Source organism: Flavobacterium sp. N2270 (assembly GCF_025947225.1).
Taxonomy (GTDB): domain Bacteria; phylum Bacteroidota; class Bacteroidia; order Flavobacteriales; family Flavobacteriaceae; genus Flavobacterium.
The window spans coordinates 615565-633723 of the sequence record NZ_CP110005.1 but is presented as its reverse complement, the minus strand read 5'-3'; the positions used below and the strand labels follow the sequence as shown (position 1 = coordinate 633723).

At 29.5% G+C, this 18159-nt stretch carries 14 protein-coding genes; 11 read left to right on the top strand and 3 right to left on the bottom strand.

The genetic code is table 11. From position 1 onward, the window contains the following. Positions 1-127: 127 nt before the first annotated feature. Genes OLM55_RS02950 through OLM55_RS02940 form a run of 3 tightly spaced genes read left to right on the top strand, consistent with a single transcriptional unit; the run spans position 128 to position 3805 of the window. Entirely contained in the window at positions 128-334 is a 207-nt protein-coding gene (locus tag OLM55_RS02950) for a hypothetical protein (RefSeq protein WP_264559930.1), read from the top strand. 44 nt (positions 335-378) lie between these two features. Further along, positions 379-1164 (top strand): GLPGLI family protein, encoded by a 786-nt coding sequence (locus tag OLM55_RS02945; protein ID WP_264559929.1) that lies wholly within the window; start codon positions 379-381, stop codon positions 1162-1164. Between the two features lie 13 nt (positions 1165-1177). Continuing rightward, a complete protein-coding gene (locus OLM55_RS02940; protein WP_264559928.1) occupies positions 1178-3805 on the top strand; it encodes a TonB-dependent receptor in 2628 nt (875 codons plus the stop codon). Here the strand turns inward: OLM55_RS02940 and OLM55_RS02935 are convergent, their stop codons facing one another. The 3 genes from OLM55_RS02935 to OLM55_RS02925 form a co-directional block, all read right to left on the bottom strand. Next, positions 3806-4369 carry a 5-formyltetrahydrofolate cyclo-ligase gene (locus OLM55_RS02935; protein WP_264559927.1) on the bottom strand — a complete coding sequence of 188 codons (564 nt, stop codon included), beginning with the start codon at positions 4367-4369 and terminating at the stop codon, positions 3806-3808. Continuing rightward, positions 4362-5594 carry a pyridoxal phosphate-dependent decarboxylase family protein gene (locus tag OLM55_RS02930; RefSeq protein ID WP_264559926.1) on the bottom strand — a complete coding sequence of 411 codons (1233 nt, stop codon included), beginning with the start codon at positions 5592-5594 and terminating at the stop codon, positions 4362-4364. The genes OLM55_RS02935 and OLM55_RS02930 overlap by 8 nt, the downstream gene beginning before the upstream one ends. Before the next feature lie 61 nt (positions 5595-5655). Next, on the bottom strand, positions 5656-6624 hold the full coding sequence (locus OLM55_RS02925) for a succinylglutamate desuccinylase/aspartoacylase family protein (protein WP_264559925.1): 969 nt from the start codon (positions 6622-6624) through the stop codon (positions 5656-5658). Between the two features lie 100 nt (positions 6625-6724). On the opposite strand from OLM55_RS02925, the gene uvrC reads away from it, so the two are divergent. The 8 genes from uvrC (at position 6725) to pgi (ending at position 18154) form a co-directional block, all read left to right on the top strand. Beyond that, a complete protein-coding gene (uvrC, locus tag OLM55_RS02920) occupies positions 6725-8524 on the top strand; it encodes an excinuclease ABC subunit UvrC (RefSeq protein WP_264559924.1) in 1800 nt (599 codons plus the stop codon). 6 nt (positions 8525-8530) lie between these two features. Then, the gene (locus OLM55_RS02915) at positions 8531-10741 is read left to right on the top strand and encodes a patatin-like phospholipase family protein (RefSeq protein WP_264559923.1); all 2211 of its coding nucleotides are present in this window, start codon (positions 8531-8533) and stop codon (positions 10739-10741) included. 169 nt (positions 10742-10910) lie between these two features. Next, positions 10911-12068: a homogentisate 1,2-dioxygenase gene (locus OLM55_RS02910; RefSeq protein ID WP_264559922.1), complete on the top strand. Its 1158-nt coding sequence runs from the start codon at positions 10911-10913 to the stop codon at positions 12066-12068. A 50-nt stretch (positions 12069-12118) separates the two neighbouring features. Beyond that, a complete protein-coding gene (gene hppD / locus OLM55_RS02905; RefSeq protein ID WP_264559921.1) occupies positions 12119-13282 on the top strand; it encodes a 4-hydroxyphenylpyruvate dioxygenase in 1164 nt (387 codons plus the stop codon). A gap of 290 nt (positions 13283-13572) precedes the next feature. Further along, positions 13573-14343 (top strand): DUF3108 domain-containing protein, encoded by a 771-nt coding sequence (locus tag OLM55_RS02900; RefSeq protein WP_264559920.1) that lies wholly within the window; start codon positions 13573-13575, stop codon positions 14341-14343. Further along, a complete protein-coding gene (locus tag OLM55_RS02895; RefSeq protein WP_264559919.1) occupies positions 14343-15272 on the top strand; it encodes a tryptophan 2,3-dioxygenase family protein in 930 nt (309 codons plus the stop codon). The genes OLM55_RS02900 and OLM55_RS02895 overlap by 1 nt, the downstream gene beginning before the upstream one ends. Before the next feature lie 18 nt (positions 15273-15290). Further along, positions 15291-16514 (top strand): M23 family metallopeptidase, encoded by a 1224-nt coding sequence (locus OLM55_RS02890; RefSeq protein WP_264559918.1) that lies wholly within the window; start codon positions 15291-15293, stop codon positions 16512-16514. 2 nt (positions 16515-16516) lie between these two features. Then, entirely contained in the window at positions 16517-18154 is a 1638-nt protein-coding gene (gene pgi, locus OLM55_RS02885) for a glucose-6-phosphate isomerase (protein ID WP_264559917.1), read from the top strand. Positions 18155-18159: the final 5 nt, after the last annotated feature.

Sequence of the window (18159 nt, the reverse complement as noted above, 5' to 3'; positions counted from 1 at the left end):
ACTGATGTTAAGAAATAATTCTTTATGTAAAAATTACATTGAAACATGCTATTTTAGCATAATGTTTTCTTGTTGTCCTATTTAGTTTTGTATTATTAAATTAATGTTTAACTAAAATTTTTAAATTATGAAAAATTTATTTTTGTCACTAGCATTTATGCTAGTAAGTAGTTTTTCTTTTGCTTCTACTGGAGAGGTGAAAAATGATGTTTTAAAACCAATGCCTTATATTATTATGACTTCTTGTGGAGCAACGGTTCAGGGAGTAGGTGATTTTACAGTGGATGAGTTTTTTGATTTAATGGATGCAATGGAATCAGCATTGTGCGGTTAATCTAGTTAATAGGAGGCTAAAGGCCTCCTTGTTTTTAGTATATTATGAAAAAAAAAATTAAAATTTATCAATTTTGTATTGTTTTTTTATTTGTTAACATGTCTTATAGTCAAGTAGAGAAATACGATGTAAAGTTTATTTACGATACCGAAATAATTTTAGAAAACGGAGATGTGCTTATCGAAAAAATGCAACTGCTTTATAGTCCCCAAAAAAGTGTTTATGTAAGCCCTGTAAAATTAATTTTAGATTCTTTAAAAATAGAATTTCGTAAACAAGGCGATATATATGGCTATTTAGAAGCAAAGGCAAAATATCCAGAAAACAGATTGCAATATGTTGTTTTTAAAGAACATAAATCATATAAATATCAATTAGTTGGTGTTGATAAAACTAATATTGAAATAAATAATGAAACACCTCAATTAGAGTGGCAGTTGCAACAAAAATATGATTCTATATTAAACTATAAAACACAACTTGCTACTGCAATATATAATAATACTGAATATGAGGCTTGGTTTACGGCAGATATACCTATAAATAATGGGCCATATTTTTACCAAGGCTTACCAGGATTAATTGTAAAAATAAAAAATAAAAAACTAAATTATAACATACAACTTGTTGGGATAGAAAATAAAAAAGGTATTATGCCAGAACCATTAACTGAAAAAATAGCAACTATAAAGTTTAGCCAATTATACACTACAATACTTGGGTCTCATAGAAGTTTAATAAAATGGGCTGGAGTTGATAACGAAAGTGAAAAAAAGATTATTGAAGCAGGTGAAAATAAAGTTGAAAAAAAGTATTTATTTGAATTTTAACAATTAATATTTCATGAAGGGTTATTCAGCATTTTATTTCATACTAATTTCAAATTTTATTTTTTCTCAAACAATTTTAAAAGGTACTTTAAAAGACGTTGAAAATAATCTAGTTTCAAACTTGAGTGTTGTTGTTTACGACAATGAAGAAAACATTTTAGGCTATGCTATTTCCGATTTTGATGGAAATTATTCACTTTCTTTTTCAACCAATTTAGAAAATGTTAACTTAAAAATAAAAGGCTTTAATTTTGAAACAATTTCAGAAACAATAGAAAACACTTCCCAAATAAAAAACTTTGTACTACAGCCTTCAGTAACTCAATTAAAAGAAGTAATAGTAAAGGAAAATATAATAAAACAAAAAGGCGATACTATTAGTTATAATGTTGCCTCGTTTGCAAGTGAAAAAGACAGAACAATAGCCGATGTGTTGTCTAAAATGCCTGGAATTGATGTGTTATCTGATGGAAAAATTTTATATCAAGGCAAACCGATTAATAAATACTATATTGAAGGTTTAGATTTATTAGAAGGAAAATATAATTTAGCAAATAAAAATTTACCATTTAATCAAGTTTCAAAAGTTCAAGTTTTAGAAAACCATCAGCCTATAAAATTATTAGATAGCCTAACTTTTTCTGAAAACGCAGCATTAAATATTAAATTAAAAAATAATATTTCGTTTACAGGTCAAGCAGAATTAGGTATTGGAACAAATCCAATATTATATCATGCGAATATTACACCAATGCTTTTTTCTAAAACAAGGCAAATTATTGCTTCGTATCAAGCTAATAATGTGGGTAATAATATAAGCAATCAAAATAAAGTATTAACTATCGAGGATTTAATTGATAAATTGGATGCAAATAATGAAAAAGAGGATTGGCTATCTATTCAGGCTTTAAGTGCTCCAAGTTTTTCCGAAAAGCGGTGGCTTAATAATAACACGCATTTAGCATCGGTAAATTTCTTACAAAAGCTAAAAAACGAACTTCAATTAAAAGCCAATTTTTCGTATTTTAATGATTATCAACAGCAAAATGGATATGCTCAAACAAATTTTTATACAATAGCCGATACAATTAAGCTTTTAGAAATAAAACAAAATAAAATTTTCACAAACAATCTTGATGCAAACATTACGCTAGAACAGAATACTAAAAAGAAATACTTTAAAAATAAATTTCAGTATAAAGCTTTTTGGGATAGTCAAACGGGTTATTTAAATGTAAATAATTCGGAAATTCAACAACGTTTAAGTAATCAGTACTTTACTATAAATAATAATTTCAAACGAGTTTTTGTTATAGGCAAACAATTGTTTACAATACATTCTAATGTAGCATTAAGTAAAACGCCTCAAAACCTTATTGTTTCTCCAGGTCAATTTGGAGATTTACTTAATAATGGAGATAATTATCAATTGTTACAACAAAATGCAAAAAGCACTAAATTAATTACGAATAATGCTTTAAACTTTACTAAAGCACTACATTCATTTACTATAAATCAACGTTTGGGATTTTTGTATGAAAATGAAAATCTTAATTCTGAAATAGTTGTAAATAATACAATACTAAATTCAACAGATTTTCATAATAATCTTAGTTTTAATAAGTATAAAATTTATTTAGAGCCACAAATTCAATTCAAAAAAAACAATTGGCGGCTTGAGTTTAAAGCACCTGTAAATAATTATTTTTTTAAATGGCAACACACACAAAATTTAAACAATCAGAAAAATAAGATTGCTTTTGAACCTAAGATAAATATTTCAAAAGAACTTAATGCTTTATGGAAAATAAGTACAAGTTACAACAGAAGCTTTCAATTTGGGAAAACCAATCAAATTTATGGAGGTTACATTTTAACTAATTATAGAAATATTCAACGTTTTAATGCGGTTTTACCAGAAAGTATTAGCAACAGTTATAATTTAGGTGTGAATTATAAAAACCCTATATCATCTTGGTTTGGCTATGTTTTTTATACGTTTTCAAATACACAAAATAATATTTTATACAATTCTTCAATTAATCAGTTTGGAGCGGTAGAAGTGCAAGCCGTTCAAATGGATAATAAAAGAAAAAATTATAATGTAAATTTCAAATTAAGTAAATATGTGTCTAAAATTAATTCAACTTTTAGTTTTAACTCAATCTTTTCGCAATCAATTTTCTCACAATTAATTAATAACAATTTAAATCAAATTGCAAACAATAATATAGTTTTAGAATTTAAAATTAATTCAGAAATAGTAAAATGGTTTGAAGTTGAGATGAAATCGAATTCTAGTTTTTCTAAAAACAAAATAGGAAGTTCCAAAATCAAAACTATTACAAATCAACTGCATAGTTTAAATTTAAATTTTTATCCAAAAGAACTGCATTATTTTGCTTTTAACACAGAATTTTTAATTAATAATTCATTCGATAAAAATAACGAATATAATTTTTTAGATTTTTTATATCGTTATACTTGGAAAAAGAAAAATATTGATTTCGAATTTCAATTAAATAATATTTTTAACACGGCAAACTATACAACAATTTCAGTTTCCAATTTTAGTTATGTTGAAACAAATTTTCAATTAAGACCTAGACAAGTTTTTTTTAAAATGCGATTTTCACTTTAATTAAAATTCTATAATCTCATCACTCGTCACACAAAAATCCAATTTCACATCATTTTCAAAAACATCTTCAATTAATTCTTCAGGTTCAAAGAACGAAAGCCCTATTTTGACAACTCCGGGTTTGCATTCACTTAAAAACTTATCGTAAAACCCTTTTCCATAGCCTATACGATTTCCTAATTTATCATACGCTAAAAGAGGTACAAAAACTACATCAATCATTTCTGTAGGGACATTTAAACCATTAATAGGTTCCGGAATATTGTAATCGTTTTTTTTAATCTTGGTGTTTTCTGTTAGTAAAAAATGCAACATGGAAGTAGTGGCGAAATCACTTTTAGAAATCACAATTTCTTTATCTTTTGCTTGTAAAATATTTAAAATATATTCAGAATTAACTTCTTTTTGTTCTTCAATAGGTAAAAATAAATGGTAATAGGTTTTATCCCAAATGTCCAGTTGAACCAATTGATTCGCTATAGCCAAACTCTTCTCTTCAATTTCTTGTTCGGTTAACTTTTCCCTTTTTCCTTTATACTTTTTCCTTAATTCTTTCTTAAACATGTAAAAACGCTTTCAATTCGTCTATAAAAGTAGTTAAATGTTCTATTTCTACGTGGTCCATGAGTACAATTTTATACCATTTGTTGTCATCATTGTGTTGTTGAGGTACTAAATCGTATTTTTCTGCAATTTCATGAGGAATATTTTCTGCATGAATGGTTACAATGTTCATGTGTGGTTCTCTGAAATATGAAATATTTAGTTTGTCTAATTCATTACAAAGAAATTGTGTGCGCATTTGTAAGATGCTTATTTTTTCAAACCAACCGTTTGGTCCATATGTAAATAATATCATCCAAACCGCTACCGCATTTGCGCCAGAACGACTTCCGCAAAGCGTTAAATCCATTCCTTCTACATATTCGGCTTCTTTAGTAAGTACGTTTTCAATTAATCCTTTACGACAAATGAAAACACCAGTTCCGTATGGAGCTTGTAGCATTTTATGTGCATCAATTGTAATTGAACTAATTTTAGGATTACTAAAGTTAATTACTGAATCTTTATTACTAAACGGATAAACAAATCCGCCGTAAGCGCCATCAATATGTAATTTATATGTCACATTGTGCTTTTCTAAAAGTGAAGTATAATCGTCTGGATTATCAACCGAACCAAACATAGTTGTACCCATATTAGAAACTGCAATAAAGTATTTTTTACCATTTGCTTTGGCATCTACAATAATTTGTTCTAAAGCTGTTTTGTCAATATTTCTTTCATTGAAATGAACCGGAATTTTCATCCATTCAATTTGCAATAAGTTAGAAGCTTTTGGAATGGAATAATGCGTGTCTTCTGAAGCTAAAATGACAATTTCCGATAATTTTGCGTCAAAATTATGCATGAAATAATTTCTAAATACCCAAATAGCTTGAATGTTTGCCTCAGTTCCTCCAGGAGCAATGTATCCATCAAATTCATCAAGATTAAAAACGTCTGTGGCTAAAACATTTAAAACTTCGCGCTCAATTTCTTGTGTACCGCTAAAAGCAGTTTCAGAAGTTCCAAAAGTATGGCAGCCAATATTGTTTGGATTAGCGACATACGTTTGTAAGGTAGGAGCGTCTTTTAAAAAGGGAGCATCGTCATAAAAAACTTTTCCGTCTAATTTTGATGCGGGGTAACCCAAAGAAATATCTTTAGAAAAATTTACATTTTCAAATAATGCTTTTTGTACTCTTTCTTTTAACTGTTCTTGTTTTAACTTTTTCCAGTACTTCATTATGCTATAGTTTTTACAAAACTAAAGATTGAAGAAACATGAAAACATGATAATTGTTAGGTTACTCTTCTAATTTGGTAGATATGTGAAAAATAGCATCTCCTTGATAGACAATTGGCGCATCATTTACATTGATTAAATAGCCGTCATTTGGTGCTTTAACTTTGTGCTCTACTTTTCCAAATGGATCTGAAATAGTTGCCAGTATATCACCTTTATTTACAAAGCTCCCAGCTTTTATTAAACCAATAAACATTCCTGAAAAGTGAGCTCTAATCCAATTTGATTTTTCTATAAATAACGTTTCGTCGTAGGTAAAATTAGCTTCTTTTTTAGGGTTTAGCATGTCTAAATGTGCTAAGAAACGTTTTGCTCCGTCAACACCTTCTTCAGTAATTTCAGCATTTAAGTCTAATGATTTTCCACCTTCAAAAAGCAACATTTTTACACCTAGTTTTGTAGAAGCATTTCTAAACGAACCTTGAATGTTTTTAGAATAAAGTGTAAACGGGGCATTGAATACTTTTGCCAATTCCTTTAATTCTGCATTATTTGGGATAATTCTTATTTGAGCGGCGTTAAAACGACTTGCTCCGCCGGCATGAAAATCGACCGCATAATCTACAACCGGAATAACGTCTTTTACTAAAAAGTGTGCAAATCTGCTTGCTAAGGAGCCATTTTTACTTCCTGGAAAAACACGATTTAAATCGCGACCATCAGGAAATTGACGACTTTGGTTTACAAATCCAAAAATATTGATAATTGGAATGCAAATTATGGTTCCGCACTTTGGTTTATTTATTTTATTTATAATTAATTGTCGTACAATTTCGGTTCCGTTAATTTCATCGCCATGTAACCCAGCACTAAATAATACAACCGGACCTTCAATTTTAGATCGCTCTATAATTATCGGAATTTTAAGCTTGGTCATGGTGTGTAATTTTGCAATTTCTACTTCAATAGTTTTGCTTTCACCAGGTAAAATGGTTTCGCCTAAAAGTTGTATGATGTTGTTGTTTTTCATAAATCTATAATATCTGTTAAAAGTAGTAATTTCAGGAATAGAAAATAGTAGTAGAATAAAAATCTATGTAAATTTGTGAATTAAGCGATATCTTTAATCAATGTCTACTACAAATCTCGAGCTTCAAATACAAACTTTGCCCGACAATCCTGGCGTTTATCAATATTTTGATAAAGACGACAAGATTTTATATGTTGGTAAAGCAAAGAATTTAAAAAAAAGAGTTTCGAGTTATTTTACTAAAAGTCACGATAATTATAAAACCAGTGTTTTAGTAAAAAAAATAGTTTCCATTAAACACATTGTTGTTGCCACTGAATCAGATGCATTGTTGTTGGAAAATAATTTGATTAAGAAACTTCAACCACGATATAATATTCTTTTAAAAGATGATAAATCCTATCCATGGATTTGCATTAAAAACGAACCCTTTTCAAGAATATTTCCAACAAGAAGAGTTACAAAAGATGGTTCAGAATATTATGGTCCGTATACCAATTTTAAGATTGTCAATACGATTTTAGAAATGATTAAAGAATTATATCCTTTACGAACTTGCAACTATGATTTGTCACATGCTAATATAAAATCAGGAAAATATAAAGTTTGTTTAGAATATCATATTGGAAATTGTAAAGGTCCTTGTGAAGGTTTTGAGTCATTAGAAAATTACCAAAAACAAGTAGAAGCTATTCGACAAATTTTAAAAGGAAATTTTAAAGACAGTTTAAAAGAATTTAAAATTCAAATGAAAGCGTTTGCTGAAGATATGGAATTTGAAGCGGCTCAAAAAATCAAAGAAAAAATACAAGTTTTAGAAAGTTATCAGGCAAAATCAACAGTTTTAAATCCGAAATTATCTAATATTGATGTGTTTTCAATTGTTTCAGATGAAGCAATGGCTTATGTGAATTTCTTACAAATTTCTCACGGAGCAATTGTGCGTTCGCATACTATGGAAATTAAGAAAAAGCTAGAAGAAACTGATGAAGAGCTTTTAGAATTGGCAGTAGTTGAGCTTAGAGAACGTTTTAAATTATTGTCGCGCGAAATTATTTTACCATTTCCACTTTCATTGGGAGAAAATTTAAAAATTACAGTTCCGCAATTAGGTGATAAACGACAAATCTTAGATTTATCCATTCGAAATGCTAAATATTATCGAATGGATCAATTGAAACAAATTAAAATTGTAGATCCAGATAGGCATACCAATAGAATTATGGCTCAAATGAAGAAAGATTTACGTCTTTCGGTTGAACCAAGACACATAGAGTGTTTCGATAATTCTAATATTCAAGGAACAAACCCTGTAGCGGCTTGTGTAGTTTTTAAAGATGGAAAACCCAGTAAAAAAGATTACCGTCATTTTAACATCAAAACAGTGGAAGGTCCAGATGATTTCGCTTCCATGGAAGAAGTTGTTTATAGAAGATACAAACGTTTGCTCGATGAAAAAGAACCATTACCACAATTAATCATTATTGATGGAGGAAAAGGACAATTGTCTTCGGCTTTAAAAAGTTTAGACGATTTAGGTTTGCGTGGAAAAATTGCTATAGTTGGAATTGCAAAAAGACTTGAAGAATTGTTTTATCCAGAAGATCCCATTCCATTATATTTGGATAAAAAATCGGAGACTTTAAAAATCATTCAGTTTCTTAGAAATGAAGCGCATCGTTTTGGAATTACACATCATAGAGATAAAAGAAGTAAGGCAGCATTGACCAATTCATTAGAGTCTATTCCTGGAATTGGCGAAAAAACAATGATAACGTTACTAAAACATTTCAAAAGTGTTAAAAGAATGCAATTGGCAACGGAAAAAGAAATTTCAGAGGTCGTTGGGCTTTCTAAAGCAAAAAAAATTACCGACTTTTACAAAACAATACAACAATAAAAATTTATGAAAAAGTTAATCTTGTTAATAAGCCTACTAATGATTTCCCAAATCAGCTTTGCACAAGATTCAATTACAACTAATAAAAAACCAAAAATTGGATTAGTTTTAAGTGGTGGTGGAGCCAAAGGACTTGCTCATATAGGTGTTTTAAAAGTAATTGATTCATTAGGAATAAAGGTTGATTATATTGGTGGGACAAGTATGGGCGCTATAATTGGGGGTTTATATGCTTCTGGTTATAGTGGTAAAGACTTAGAGTACTTATTCAACCATGTTGATATTGAAGCTTTGTTACAAGATTATACACCAAGAAACTCAAAGTCTTTTTATGAAAAAAGAAACGATGAAATTTACGCAGTAACCCTTCCTTTTTATAAATTTAAAGTTGGACTTCCTTCGGGTTATTCTAAAGGTCTTTATAACTTTAATTTACTTTCAAAATTAACCCTTCATGTTTCTGATGTTGATGATTTTAGTAAATTAAAAATCCCTTTTTTCTGTATCGCTACTGATGCTGAAACAGGAGAAGAAGTAATTTTAGATAAAGGTATTTTAGCAAAAGCATTAGTTACAAGTGGAGCTTTGCCAACTTTGTATAGTCCAATAGAAATCGATGGAAGACTTTTGATTGATGGAGGTGTTGTTAACAACTATCCTGTTGAGGAATTAAAGAAGAGAGGAGCTGACTTTATAATTGGGGTTGATGTACAAGATGGTTTAAAAAACAGAGATCAATTAAATGACGTTACAAGTTTGTTAGGCCAAATTAACAGCTACTCAATGGCTGAGAAAATGTCTAAAAAAATTAAACAAACGGATATATATATTAAACCAGATATTAAAGGTTATAATGTTATTTCTTTTGAGAAAGTAGGAGAATTAATTCCTAAAGGTGAAATTGCAGCTAAACAGGCGCTAAGTACACCTGCTTTAGATAAAAACAAAACTACTCTTTTGAAAGATAAAATTATTGTTTCAAATGCTATTTATATAAGCGGTATTGAGATAAATAGTCTTGAAAACTTCACCAGAGCATATGTTATGGGTAAGTTGAAAATCAAACAAAACACTATTGTGTCTTTTGAAGATCTTGAAAAAGGGGTGAATAATTTAAATGCTACTCAAAATTTCAGTTCTGTTTTTTATTCTTTTAAAAATGTTGAAGACGGAACGAAATTGATTCTTGAATTAAAAGAAAAAAAAATCAATAGGTTTTTAAAATTTGGTCTGCATTATGATGATTTATTTAAAAGCGGAGCTTTGTTAAATATAACTCAGAAAAAAATATTAGTAAAAAACGATGTGCTTTCATTAGATTTAATATTGGGAGATAATTTTAGGTATAATTTAAACTACTATATTGATAATGGTTTCTATTGGAGTTTTGGAATTAATTCTAGATATTCAACCTTTAACAAAAATATACCGTCAGATTTTAATAATGGAGTTACTTTAACAACATTAGGAATTAGTTCATTGAATGTTGATTATTCTGATTTATCAAACCAACTTTACTTACAAACTATTTTTGCACAAAAATTCTCTATTGGAGGTGGAGCTGAACTAAAACACTTAAGAATTAAATCGGAAACATTGTTAAATACAAACCCTATATTTGATAAAAGTGATTATTTTTCACTTTTCGGATATTTAAAATTCGACACTTTTAATCAAAAATATTTTCCAAAAAAAGGAGCTTACTTTAATGGTGAAATAAAGTCGTTTGTGTATTCATCTGATTATAATGATGATTTCGAAAATTTTTCAATTGTAAAAGGAGATGTCGCTGTAGTTCAAACATTTTTCAAAAAAATTGCGGTTAAATTACAATCAGAAGCAGGTTTTGCAATTGGTGAAAAAAGCATAAATTCTTTTGATTTTGCTTTAGGTGGTTATGGTTTTGCAAGCTTAAATAACTTTAGGCCATTTCTGGGTTATGATTTTGTAAGTTTGCTTGGAGATAGTTATATAAAAGGAAGTGTAGTTGCAGACTATGAGATTTTTAAGAAACATCATATAGAATTCACGGCAAACTATGCAAACATTGGAACTAATATTTTTGAAGATGACACTTGGGTGTCTAAGCCAATGTATTCTGGTTATGGAGTTGGCTATGGATTTGAAACTATTATTGGGCCAATAGAAGTAAAGCATTCTTGGTCTCCAGAAACCGGCAAACATTTTACCTGGTTTACGGTTGGATTTTACTTTTAAAACTTAATTTTTTTTACGATATTTGTACTATATGAAACCTAATTGGAACGGTTTATTGGCGCATTTAAAATTCCTTATCAAGAGAAATCCTGAATGAGTTGCATAGTTGTATCAATTATTAATGTAGGTACTACATTTTTCTTATTGTTTAATTAATAAAATTAAAATTATGCCATTTTATCATAAATTAGGACAAATTCCACCAAAGAGACATACGCAATTCCGTAAACCAAGTGGCGATTTATATTACGAACAATTATTTGGAACAGTTGGTTTCGACGGTATGTCTACAAATTCGTATCACGAACAACGCCCTACGCAAGTAAAAGAAATTAGAAGACAATATAACATTGCTCCAAAAATTGCAAAAGCGAACAATATCCAATCATATAGATTAAGAGGTTTTCAAGTTGCTCCAGAAGATGATTATCTAGAAAGCAGGAAAATTGTCTTAACAAATTCCGATTGTCATATTGCTTTAGCAGCACCAAAAAAATCTACTACCGAATATTTTTATAAAAACACCGATTCAGATGAAATGATTTTTATTCATCGTGGAACAGGTAAATTAAGAACTATTTACGGAAACCTTGAGTTTAAATATGGAGATTATTTAATTATTCCTCGTGGAATTATTTATAAAATAGATTTCGATACAGAAGACAACCGTTTGTTTATTGTAGAATCTCATTCGCCAATTTACACACCAAAACAATATAGAAACTGGTTCGGACAATTGTTAGAACATTCTCCTTATTGTGAAAGAGATATTCGTCGTCCTTATGAATTAGAAACTAATGATGAAAAAGGCGAGTTTCTAATTAAAGTAAAAAAGAAAGACGAAATTTTTGACATGATTTATGCTACGCATCCGTTTGATGTAGTGGGTTATGATGGTTTTAATTATCCATATGCATTGTCCATTCATGATTTCGAACCTATAACGGGTAGAATTCATCTTCCACCGCCTATTCATCAAACTTTCGAAACAAATGCATTTGTAATTTGTTCGTTTGTTCCAAGATTATACGATTACCATCCATTATCAATTCCTGCTCCTTACAATCATAGTAATATTGATGCCGATGAGGTTTTATATTATGTAGATGGTGATTTTATGAGCCGAAATGATATTGAAGCAGGGCATATTTCTTTACATCCTGCAGGGATAGCTCACGGCCCACATCCAGGTGCAGCAGAGAGAAGTATTGGTAAAACAGAAACACAAGAATTAGCTGTAATGGTTGATACATTTAAGCCTTTAATGGTTACAGAAGAAGCAATGAAAATTGCAGATGAAAAATATTATCAATCTTGGTTAGACTAAAAATAGATAAACAACATTAAAAAGCAATTTAGCTTAAAAAATATAAGATCATGAGTGAAGAATTAAAATCAGTAAACTACGGTTTAGAAAAAATATTCGAAGGAGCGCAAGATTTCCTTCCCCTTCTAGGGACAGATTATGTTGAGTTTTATGTAGGTAATGCAAAACAAGCAGCACATTTTTACAAAACAGCATTTGGATTTCAATCTCTTGCTTACGCAGGATTAGAAACCGGCGTAAGAGATAGAGCATCGTATGTTTTAAAACAAGATAAAATCCGCATTGTGTTAACAACTGCTTTAAATAGCAAATCGCCTATAGGTGAACATGTAAAAAAACATGGAGATGGTGTTAAAGTAATTGCGCTTTGGGTTGAAGATGCACGTTCAGCATTTGAAGAAACTACAAAACGAGGAGCAAAACCTTATTTTGAACCAGTAGTAGAAAAAGATGAAAACGGAGAAGTAGTTCGTGCAGGAATTTATGGCGCTTACGGGGAAACAGTTTTTGTTTTTGTAGAACGTAAAAATTATAATGGAATCTTTTTGCCAGGATATAGTGAATGGAAATCAGATTACAACCCAGAGCCAGTAGGGTTAAAATTTATCGATCATATGGTTGGAAACACTGGGTGGAACAGAATGAACGAGGCGGTAAAATGGTTTGAAGATGTAATGGGGTTTGTGAACTTTCTTTCATTCGACGACAAACAAATTACTACTGAATATTCAGCTTTAATGTCTAAAGTAATGTCTAACGGAAACGGTAGAATTAAATTTCCAATTAATGAGCCTGCAAACGGTAAAAAACGTTCACAAATTGAAGAATATTTAGATTTTTATGAAGACGAAGGAGTTCAACACATCGCAGTTGCTACCGATGATATTATTAAAACAGTTGCCGATATGCGCTCTAGAGGTATAGAGTTTTTAAGCACCCCACCTCAAGCTTATTATGATGCAATTCCAGATCGATTAAAAGATCACATGCATAAATTTAAAGAAGATATCAATGAGCTTCAAAAATTAGGCATCATGATCGATGCTGACGAAGAAGGGTATTTATTACAAATTTTCACTAAACCTATTGAAGATAGACCTACATTATTTTTTGAAGTAATTCAAAGAATGGGAGCAAGAGGATTTGGTGCAGGTAACTTTAAAGCTCTTTTTGAATCAATTGAGAGAGAGCAAGAATTGCGAGGAACGTTATAAAAAGCAATAATAATTGAGAATAATACAATAAACCAATAATTTAAAAAGTATTTTTTGTGTTAAAAATGTTAAAGTTGATTTTTTGTTGAGAATAATTTAAAAACAACAGTACATTTGCACTCGCAAAAATGAGGGAGTAGTTACCCTTATTTATTGTAAGTAAATTTTCATAATTTATAGTTTTTTGGTTGGTTAATAGCATAAAAACTCAGTCATTATTTTGACTGGGTTTTTTTGTTTTAGTATTTTTGGAACAGAAATTGCAATTTATAATACAAAACGAATAAATTATGAAAAAAATAGGACTTTTATTACTGCTTTTCATTACTACAAATTCTTTTGTGTCGCAAGAAAAATCTTACACAACCGGTGAATTTATTAAATTAAGAATTCATTATGGTTTAGTTAATGCTGGATACGCTACTTTAGAAGTAAAGGAAGCTGTCAAAAACAATAAAAAAGTACATCACGTTATAGGAAAGGGGTATACTGTTGGAATGACAAAATTTTTCTTTGAGGTAGATGATGATTATCAAAGTTATTTTGATAAAACCACTAATAAACCTTATCAGTTTTTAAGAAAAATTGATGAAGGCGGTTATACCAAACATCAAGAAGGCTTTTTTAATCAAAATAGCAATACTGTATTGGTTAAAGATTATAAAAAGAATACAGAAAAAACATTTTCTGTAACTGAAGATGTTCAAGATATTGTTTCAGCGTTTTATTATTTAAGAAATCACCCAAAAATTGATAAATTAAAAACAGGAGAAGCTATTTATATAGACATGTTTTTTGACGATGAAATTACAAAGTTTAAGTTAAAATTTCTTGGTAGAGAGGATATAAAAACTAAATTTGGTAAAGTTTCTTGTATGATATTTAGACCTTATGTACAAGCAGGAAGAGTTTTTAAGGAAGATGAGAGTTTAACTGTTTGGATATCAGATGATGAAAACAAAATTCCAATAAGATTAAAAGCTAGTTTAGCAGTAGGTTCTTTAAAAGCAGATATTGAAACATTTAAAGGTTTAAAAAGCACTTTAAAAGTAAAAAAATAATGGAATTAGAAAAATATAAAGATCAATTAGAAAAAATTGAAAAAAAATTCTCTGATATTAATCAAAATACAGAAACACATTTAGAAGGACTTCTTTGGTCTAAACCAATAAATTATTGGGATTATATTCAAACGGATGCTCTTTTAAATCTGCAAATTCAAAGAACAACTTTACCAGATGAAATGGTGTTTATCATGTATCATCAAGTAAACGAATTGTTGTTTAAAATGATTTTATGGGAAATCGACCAATTGTCTCATAAAGAAAAACCATCAACTTCTTTTTTTACAGAAAAACTAGGAAGAATTAGTAGATATTTTGATATGCTTACCACTTCCTTTACAATTATGATGGATGGTATGGAGCCTGAGCAGTATCTAAAATTTAGAAATACTTTAACGCCTGCAAGTGGTTTTCAAAGTGCACAATATAGATTGATTGAATTTGCTTCTACTGATTTAATTAACCTTATTGATAGAAGATTTAGAGACAATATTGACAGAAATACGCCTTACGATCATGCTTTTGAACATTTATATTGGCAAGCTGCAGGTAAAGATTATCATACAGGTGAAAAATCATTTCTTTTAACAGGTTTTGAAAAGAAATACAAAAAAATGTTCTTGAGTTTTATGGAAGAATATAACACCATAAATGTTTGGAGAAAATTCAAGGAACTTCCTGAAGCAGATCAACAAAATACAGAACTTATTAAAGCAATGCGTCATTACGATGAAACGGTCAATATTACATGGGTAATGGGTCATTTTAATGCTGCTAAAAAATATATTGAAAGTGTTCCAGGGAATCATGAAGCTACAGGCGGAAGTGATTGGAAAAAATACATGTTACCAAAATATCAAAAAAGAATTTTCTTTCCTGAATTATGGACAAAAGAAGAAATGGATAACTGGGGAGAAAATTTATAATTACAAAAAACATTACAATTGAAATATTTATCTGCATTAATTTTTTTAAGCCTTTTTGCCTCTTGTATAAAAGAAAAGGGAGAAGATTCTACGCCAATTATTGAACAAAAAAAAGAAGTTATAGTTAAAGACTTTGGTCTTACCTTTAATGACTATGAAGTGTTAAAAGATACTATTAAATCGGGAGATGTTTTTGGGACAATAATGGATAAGTATATTTTTCCTGATAGTTTAAATGTGCATCAAGTAACAGATAAAATTAGAAGTTCATTTAATCCAAGAACAATTAAAGCAGGTAAGCCTTATTTTATTTTTTTAGATAAAGAAAATCCAAAAAATATAAAAGCTTTTGTTTATGTAAATAATAAAATTAACTATACACTTATCGATTTTAGAGACTCAGTAAGCGTAGTTAATAAGGAAAGGCCAACAACAATTAAAAGAAGAACAATTGCAGCTAAAATTGATGGTTCATTGTCTGAAACTTTAAGTAAAGCTGGGGTGAGCGCTTCTTTAGCGCCAAAGTTAGCTAGTGTATACGCTTATTCAATTGACTTTTTCAAAATTCAAAAAGATGATAATTTTGCAGTTACTATTTACGAAAAATTCATTGAAGATTCTATATATGTTGGTGTTGAAAGAATTGAATCATCTTTTTTTGAACACAAAGGAAAAAAATATTATGCTTTTCCTTACAAAACATCTGATTCTCAAAAAGAATACAGTTATTATGACGAGAATGGTAGAGGCTTAAAAAGTATGTTTCTTAAAGCGCCTTTAGACTTCTTTAGAATATCATCTAAGTTTTCAGGAAGAAGATTTCACCCTGTACAGCAAAGATGGAAAGCACATAACGGAACAGATTATGCTGCAGCTCATGGAACACCAATTAAAACAACAGCAACAGGTGTTGTTGAAAGAACAGGTTACACGGCTGGTAATGGAAATTATGTTAAAATAAAACATAACAGTACATATTCTACACAATACCTTCACATGTCTAAAATTTTGGTAAAAAGAGGTCAACATGTTACGCAAGGTCAAATTATTGGTAAAGTTGGAAGTACAGGTTTAGCTACAGGACCTCATGTTTGTTATCGTTTTTGGAAAAATGGAGTTCAAGTTGATCCACTTCGTTTAAAACTACCGAATACCGAACCTATGAACGAAAGTGTTAAAGGAAAATATTTACAATATATAAAACCTTTAAAAGAAGAATTAGATAATATAGAGGTTAATTAATAATGATTCTATCCAACATAAACCCTACCCAAACAGTTGCTTGGAAAGCACTTGAAAAACATTTTGGTAAAATAAAGAATTCAGAAATGAATGATTTTTTTGCTCTTGATGATTCAAGAGTAGAAAACTTTCATGTAAAATGGGAACAGTTTTTACTGGATTATTCTAAAAACAGAATTGATAATAAAACCAAAGAGCTTTTAATAGATTTAGCCAATGAGTTAAATTTAAAACAAAGTATTACTTCTTATTTTCAAGGAGAAAACATAAATGAAACTGAAAATAGAGCAGTTCTTCATATGGCTTTACGTGCTAAAGAAACAGAATCTTTTTTAGTGAATGGAGTAAACGTTGTTCCTGAAGTTTATAGAGTTAAAAGAGAGATTGAAAAATTCTCTAATCAAGTTATAAAAGGAAATTTAAAAGGAAACTCAGGAAAGGTATTTACTGATGTTATTAATATTGGTATTGGTGGTTCTGATCTTGGCCCGTCAATGGTTGTAAATGGATTGAGCTATTATAAAAATCACTTACAAACGCATTTTATTTCAAATGCTGATGCTGACTTTGTTCAAGAAGTATTAAAAAAATTAAATCCAGAGACTACATTAATTGTAGTAGTTTCTAAAACATTTACTACAAGAGAAACTATAGATAACGCTCGTTTAATTAAAGAGTGGTTGTTGAGTTCTGATAAAATTATAAGCGCAGATGATCATTTTGTTGCAGTTACAGCGAATGTAGAAGAAGCGTTGTCATTTGGGGTAAATAAAAATTTTGTTTTCCCTATTTGGGACTGGGTTGGTGGTCGTTTTTCATTATGGAGTGCAGTTGGTTTAACAATAAGTTTAAGTCTTGGTTTTGATAATTTCGAAAAATTACTAAAAGGAGCAAATGAAATGGATTTGCATTTTAAAGAATCATCTTTTGATAAAAATATACCTGTTTTACTTGCTTTAATAGGTATTTGGAACAATAATTTTTTAAAAGCTGAGACCGAAGCGGTGATTCCTTATTCGCAATATTTACAAAAATTACCTTCTTATTTACAACAAAGTGTAATGGAAAGTAATGGAAAAAACATTGATAGAAATGGTGAAGAGGTTAATTACCAAACTTCTCAAATTGTTTGGGGAGAACCAGGAACGAATGCTCAACATGCATTTTTTCAGTTATTTCATCAAGGAACAAAAATTATTCCTGTAGATTTTATAGGTTTTAAAAAACCACTTTCTGCTTCAATGCATAAACATAATGAGTTTATGGCAAATTTTTTTGCGCAATCAGAAGCGTTGTTAAACGGAAAATCATTAGAAGAGGTAAAGGAAGAATTAACTAAAGAAGGCTGCTCTTTTGAAGAGGTTCAAAAACTGGCTCCTTTTAAAGTTTTTAAAGGTAATAAGCCTTCAAATACTATATTGATAGACAAATTAACGCCTGAAAATTTAGGTTCACTAATTGCAATGTATGAGCATAAAATATTTGTTCAAGGTGTTATTTGGAACATCTTTAGTTATGATCAATGGGGAGTTGAGCTAGGAAAAAAATTGGCATCTACAATAATAAAAGAGCTAAACTTTGGTGTAAAATCAAATCACGACGCTTCAACTTCTTTTTTATTAAATGAATTTAAGAATTAATATTT

Coding starts and splice junctions, on each gene's coding strand:
- OLM55_RS02950 (WP_264559930.1), top strand. CDS start 128: ATGAAAAATTTATTTTTGTCACTAGCATTTATGCTAGTAAGTAGTTTT.
- OLM55_RS02945 (WP_264559929.1), top strand. CDS start 379: ATGAAAAAAAAAATTAAAATTTATCAATTTTGTATTGTTTTTTTATTT.
- OLM55_RS02940 (WP_264559928.1), top strand. CDS start 1,178: ATGAAGGGTTATTCAGCATTTTATTTCATACTAATTTCAAATTTTATT.
- OLM55_RS02935 (WP_264559927.1), bottom strand. CDS start 4,369: ATGTTTAAGAAAGAATTAAGGAAAAAGTATAAAGGAAAAAGGGAAAAG.
- OLM55_RS02930 (WP_264559926.1), bottom strand. CDS start 5,594: ATGAAGTACTGGAAAAAGTTAAAACAAGAACAGTTAAAAGAAAGAGTA.
- OLM55_RS02925 (WP_264559925.1), bottom strand. CDS start 6,624: ATGAAAAACAACAACATCATACAACTTTTAGGCGAAACCATTTTACCT.
- uvrC (WP_264559924.1), top strand. CDS start 6,725: ATGTCTACTACAAATCTCGAGCTTCAAATACAAACTTTGCCCGACAAT.
- OLM55_RS02915 (WP_264559923.1), top strand. CDS start 8,531: ATGAAAAAGTTAATCTTGTTAATAAGCCTACTAATGATTTCCCAAATC.
- OLM55_RS02910 (WP_264559922.1), top strand. CDS start 10,911: ATGCCATTTTATCATAAATTAGGACAAATTCCACCAAAGAGACATACG.
- hppD (WP_264559921.1), top strand. CDS start 12,119: ATGAGTGAAGAATTAAAATCAGTAAACTACGGTTTAGAAAAAATATTC.
- OLM55_RS02900 (WP_264559920.1), top strand. CDS start 13,573: ATGAAAAAAATAGGACTTTTATTACTGCTTTTCATTACTACAAATTCT.
- OLM55_RS02895 (WP_264559919.1), top strand. CDS start 14,343: ATGGAATTAGAAAAATATAAAGATCAATTAGAAAAAATTGAAAAAAAA.
- pgi (WP_264559917.1), top strand. CDS start 16,517: ATGATTCTATCCAACATAAACCCTACCCAAACAGTTGCTTGGAAAGCA.